Origin of the sequence: Azospirillum sp. (assembly GCF_035627195.1) — a bacterium.
Classification (GTDB): domain Bacteria; phylum Pseudomonadota; class Alphaproteobacteria; order Azospirillales; family Azospirillaceae; genus Azospirillum.
Genome location: NZ_DASPMG010000399.1, coordinates 1 through 5,201, shown reverse-complemented (window position 1 = coordinate 5,201; position 5,201 = coordinate 1). Strand labels below are relative to the sequence as shown.

Here is a 5,201-nt window from a genome sequence, read left to right as displayed (position 1 = left end):
GCGGCCAGCTCCAGCGCCTTGGCCTTGGCATCGGCCAGCAGGCGGTCGCGGTTCATGGTGATGCCGTCGGTGGCGCGCAGGAACTTCAGGTCGCGCGCCTCCATGGCCGACTTGGCGACCTTGGCCGTCGAGATCGTCTCGAACGCCGCGCCGATGGCCGGCATCGGGCCGCCCGGCCGCTTGGCGTCGGTCATGTGGCGGATCAGCAGCTCCTTGCAGCCGCCCCAGCCGGGGATCAGGCCGACGCCGACTTCGACCAGCCCCATGTAGGTTTCGGCGTGCGCCTGCACGTGGCCGCAGTGCAGCAGGATCTCGCACCCGCCACCCAGCGCCATGCCGCTCGGCGCACCCACCACCGGGAAGGGCGCGAACTTCAGCGCCTTGTAGGTCTGCTGCCCGCGCTCCGCCATCGTCTCGATCTCGGACCACAGCGCGATGTTGAGCGCGAACAGCGCGAGGCCCAGGTTGGCGCCGACGGAGAAGTTGTCCGCCTCGTTGTGGACGACCAGCGCCTTCCACTGGCCCTTTCCGTCGCCGATCAGCGAAACGGCGCGCTGCGCCAGCGCCATGATCTGGTCGTCCAGCGCGTTCATCTTGGAGGTGAACTCCAGGCACAGCACGCCGTCGCCGATGTCCCACAGCGCGGCCGAGCCGTTCTTGGCGACCGGCTTCGTCGCCCGCTTGACGTCGGACAGCAGCAGCACGCCGTCGGGCCGCACCACGTCGGCGTAATCGCCGTCCACGGTCAGGTACTGCAGCTTGCCGCCGTCCACGCGGTAGAAGGTGCGCCCGGCCGCCGCGCGCACCAGGGCCGGCACCGCGTGCCCGTCGGCGGCCAGGGCGTCGGCCAGCCACTGGGCGCCCAGCTTGTCGATCAGCTCGAACGGGCCGAACTTCCAGTTGTAGCCGAGGCGCATCGCCTCATCGACGGCGACGATGTCGCCGGCGATCTCCGGCACCAGGCTTGCGGCGTAGGACAGCGTCTCCAGCAGCACGCGCCGCGCGTAGCGCCCGCCCTTGTCCTCATGCTGCACCAGCGCCGGCAGGCCAGCCTTGGCCGCGTTCACGCTGTCCAGCTGCGCCCGGACGGTCTTGCGGTATTCGCCGGTGACGAGGTCCATGGCCTCCTTCACCCGGCCGCCGCCCGCCTTGTTGACGCGGTAGAAGCCGCCCTTGCCCTTCCGCCCCGTGTAGCCCTCGGCGATCATGCGGCGGAACAGCTCCGGCTCGCGGTGCAGGGCGCGGTAGGCGTCGTCGGGGGGCAGCGTGGCCAGCAGCGACTTGGCGATGTACGGCATCAGGTCCAGCCCGACGAGGTCGATCAGGCCGAACACGCCGGTCTTCGGGATGCCCATGGGCTTGCCGCCCACGGCGTCCGCCTCCTCCACCGTCAGGCCCAGGTCCATGGCGGCGTTGACCGCACTCTGGATCCAGAAGGTGCCGATGCGGTTGGCGATGAAGCCCGGCCGGTCCTTGCACGGCACGACACCCTTGCCCAGCCGCACGTCGGCGAAGCGCGACACCGCCTCCACCACATCCGCACCGGTGTGCTCGCCTGCCACCACCTCCAAGAGGCGCATGTAGCGCGGCGGGTTGAAGAAGTGGGTGACCAGGAAATCGCGCTTGAACGCCTCGCTCTGCCCCTCCACCAGATTCTTCAAAGGGATGGTCGAGGTGTTGGAGGAGACGATGGAGCCCGCCTTGCGGACCGCGTCCACCTTCCCGTACAGGTCCGACTTCACCGCCGGGTTCTCGACGACCGCCTCGATGATCCAGTCGACGCCGGCCAGCTTGCCCAGGTCGTCCTCGATGTTGCCGGGTGTGACCAGCTTGGCGTTCTTCTTGTGCATGAAGGCCGCCGGCTCCGCCTTCAGCAGGCGGTCGATGGCGCCCTTGGCGACCACATTGCGGTCCTCCGCGCCCTGCGGGACGATGTCCAGCAGCAGGACGGGCACGCCCGCGTTGGCGATGTGGGCGGCGATGCCCGCCCCCATGACGCCGGAGCCGATGACGGCTGCGCTCTTGATCTCCATGGTCCGGTGCTCCCCGCTCACACCGCTTCCAGGACGGTGGCGATGCCCTGGCCGCCGCCGATGCACTGGGTGGCCAGCGCGAACTCGCCGCCCTCGCGCTTCAGCAGCGCCGCCGCCTTGCCGGTGATGCGAGCCCCCGTGGCGCCCAGCGGGTGGCCGAGCGCCAGCGCACCGCCGTCCAGGTTCACCCTGGCCTCGTCGAAGCCCAGCTCGCGCGCCACGGACAGCGCCTGCACGGCGAAGGCCTCGTTGCTCTCGATGACCGACAGGTCCTTCACGTCGATGCCCGCGCGCTGCAGCGCCTTGCGGCTGGCCGGCACCGGGCCGATGCCCATGATGGTCGGGTCGCAGCCGGCGACGGCGGTGGAGCGGATGCGCGCCAGGATCTTCAGCCCGTGCGCGCGGGCGAACTCCTCGCTCACCACCAGCGTGGCCGAGGCGCCGTCGGTGAGGGGGGAGGACGTGCCGGCGGTGACGCTGCCCTGCGCGTTGAAGGCGGGCTTCAGCGTCGCCAGGGAGTCCACACTGGCCTCCGGCCGTATACCGCCGTCGCGCACCACCAGGGCGCCCTCCGGCGTGCGGATCGCCACGATCTCGTCGTCGAAGCGGCCGGCCGCCTGCGCCGCCGCCGCCTTCTGGTGGGAGCGGACGGCGAACGCCTCCTGCTCGGCCCGCGCGATGCCGTACTTGTTGGCGAGGTTCTCGGCGGTGACGCCCATCGCCATGTAGGCGCCGGGGTCCTTCTCGGCCAGCGCCGGGTTGGGCATCGGGTTGAAGCCCATCATCGGCACGCGGGTCATGCTCTCCACGCCCGCGGCGATGAAGGCCTGCCCGGACCCCAGCTGGATGGCGCCGGCCGCCATGTGCACCGCCTGCATCGACGACCCGCACCAGCGGTTGACGGTGGTGCCGGCCACGCTGCGCGGCAGCCCGGCGATCATGCCCACGAGGCGCGCGACGTTGAAGCCCTGCTCGCCCTCCGGAAAGGCGCAGCCGAGGATCAGGTCCTCGATCGCGTCGGCGTCGATCCGCGTCTTGTCCAGAAGGCCGCGCACGACCTGGGCGGCCAGATCGTCCGGACGCACCCGGATCAGGTCGCCCTTGTTGGCGATGGTGAACGGCGAACGGGCGTAGCCGACGATGACAGCGTTGCTCATGGTTCCTGGGCTCCTACCTGCGAGTCCGGCGCGTGGCGCGGCAAAGAGTGGGCGTTTGGCGCCAGCATTCCCGCTTGCGCCATTCCGTTTACGTAAAGGTCAGATCAGCCGTGCCCGTCGCGGGCCGGGAACACCCAGCCCGCCGGTTCATCGGCCGCGCGATGGTTCGGGAAGGTCCGGTCAGGCCGCCCCGGCCGCGCTCCGGCGTCCTGCGCCGGTGCTGCGGGAATGGCCGGCGTGTCCGGTCGCCACGTGATTCATCGCTTCCCCCTGTGTCTCGTCCGCCGCGCGCGATGCATGGCCGCGCGCTTGTTCCTTGTGCCCGGCCTCTGCGTGCCGGGATGCCGTCGGCTTCAGCCTTCAGCGAGGCAGACGATACGCAGACATGACGTAAGCGTCAACATGTTAAATCGACACTTCGCTTCATAAAGTTACATACGCGAGCGTATGGCGTGCGGCGTTGGGTTTGCGCTGCGCAAACCCAACCTACGGGAACGCCCCACGTAGGTTGGGTTCAGCCGCAGGCGCAAACCCAACATCAGGCGCGAATCAAAGGGGTCAGGCACGAATCAAAGGGGGATGATCACGCCGGCCCGCGCAGGCGGCCGGTCTGGCGCAGGGTGTCCGACGGCTTCTCGCCGAACATCTGGTTGTAGTAGGTGGAGAACCGGCCCAGGTGCCAGAAGCCGTGGTTCATCGCCACCTCCGCCACCGTGGTGGCGCGCGGGTCGGCCGCCAGCAGCTCGCGCCGCGCCGCGTTCAGGCGGATCATGCGCAGGTACGCGTTGGGCGAGATGCCCACCACGTCGGCGAAGCAGTACTCCAGCATCCGCGTGCTGACGCCCAGCGCCTGGGCGATCTGCGCCACCGACATGATGTCGTCCGGGTGCGCGCGCACGTATTCGCGCACGCGGTTGACCAGCGCGTGCCGCTGCGACGGCACCAGCCCCCGCCCGCCGTCGCGCCTGTGCGCCAGCATCGCCTCCAGCGCCAGCACGCAGCGGTCCCAGATGGCCAGCTGGAAGACGCCGTTGCGGCGGGGGTCGGCGCGCTGCCCGTCGTCGCGCGACAGGTCGTCCATCAGCCAGTACAGCCAGCTGCGCAGCTCCACCGCCAGCGGCGAGAAGAAGGCGCCGTTGCCGCGCAACTCCCCCAGGTCCGGCAGGACCAGCTTCATGTCGCGCAGGAAGTCGCACTCGACGGTGACGGCGACCACGTTCATCAGGCCGGAGCACAGGAACTCCGTCGGCGTGGAGTCGGAGAACAGCATGATGTCCCCCTCCCCCACCGCCTTGCCTTCGAAGCGCGACGGCTCCGACCCCGGCAGCGGCAGGCCCAGCGCGATGGTGCCCGGCGGCGGTGCCGTGTACTGCTGCAGGCGTAGGTTCGTCACCTCGCGGAACAGCCGCATGCCGCGCGCCGCCATCCCCGACACCTCGCCGACGAAGCGGCCGGGGGCGAGCTGCCGGTAATCCTGGGTCCAGCCGGGCAGCGCGTGCTCCTGGTCGCACACGTCGTGCGTGACCTCGGTTTGCAGCCGCACCGGCTCCGCGTAGACCACCGCCCCTCTCCCGTATGACATCCGTTCGCATGAAATTGTTGGGCGGCAATGCATACTGGTGTCAATCAAAAATAAGTCGTATCCAAATCCATTTCGCAAATCGGATAGTCGTGGTGAGGAAAGCCTCACGGGCCGGAAATGGATGATCTGGTGCCCAGGAAGCGAGCACGCCCCGGCAGCATTCGGGCGTGCCGGCCGCACTTCACCTCGCTTTGTTGCGCTGCACAAAAATTCAGCTTTGCCGTATTACACGGCATTCCCGACGCACATCACGGGATCGGCGCGGCAATTTCATCATCACTTCGCCCGGCGCGTTCGCATTCCGGATAGTTCGCGGGCTGGCCGTCCCCGTACAGTCGCCGCAAGCTGCAGCGATGCAGCCCGAAAGAAGAATCCTGCGAACCAAGAATCGGAGAGGTGCCATGGGGAACGTGAAACACGCGCGCGCCG

General features: G+C 69.1%; 4 protein-coding genes. All 4 read right to left on the bottom strand.

Annotated elements, in window-relative coordinates:
• Nucleotides 1-2,033 (bottom strand): 3-hydroxyacyl-CoA dehydrogenase/enoyl-CoA hydratase family protein (locus VED21_RS34245; RefSeq protein WP_324890400.1); only part of this gene is annotated, 2,033 nt, incomplete at its 3' end.
• A gap of 17 nt (nt 2,034-2,050) precedes the next feature.
• The gene (locus VED21_RS34240; protein WP_324890399.1) at nt 2,051-3,190 is read right to left on the bottom strand and encodes a thiolase family protein; all 1,140 of its coding nucleotides are present in this window, start codon (nt 3,188-3,190) and stop codon (nt 2,051-2,053) included.
• Between the two features lie 583 nt (nt 3,191-3,773).
• Entirely contained in the window at nt 3,774-4,751 is a 978-nt protein-coding gene (locus tag VED21_RS34235; protein ID WP_324890398.1) for a helix-turn-helix domain-containing protein, read from the bottom strand.
• 269 nt (nt 4,752-5,020) lie between these two features.
• On the bottom strand, nt 5,021-5,201 hold a 181-nt coding region (locus VED21_RS34230; protein WP_324890397.1), incomplete at its 5' end, for a hypothetical protein.

What these genes read in the sequence shown, in the direction of transcription:
- VED21_RS34240 (WP_324890399.1), bottom strand. Translation starts at nt 3,190, where the DNA reads ATGAGCAACGCTGTCATCGTCGGCTACGCCCGTTCGCCGTTCACCATC.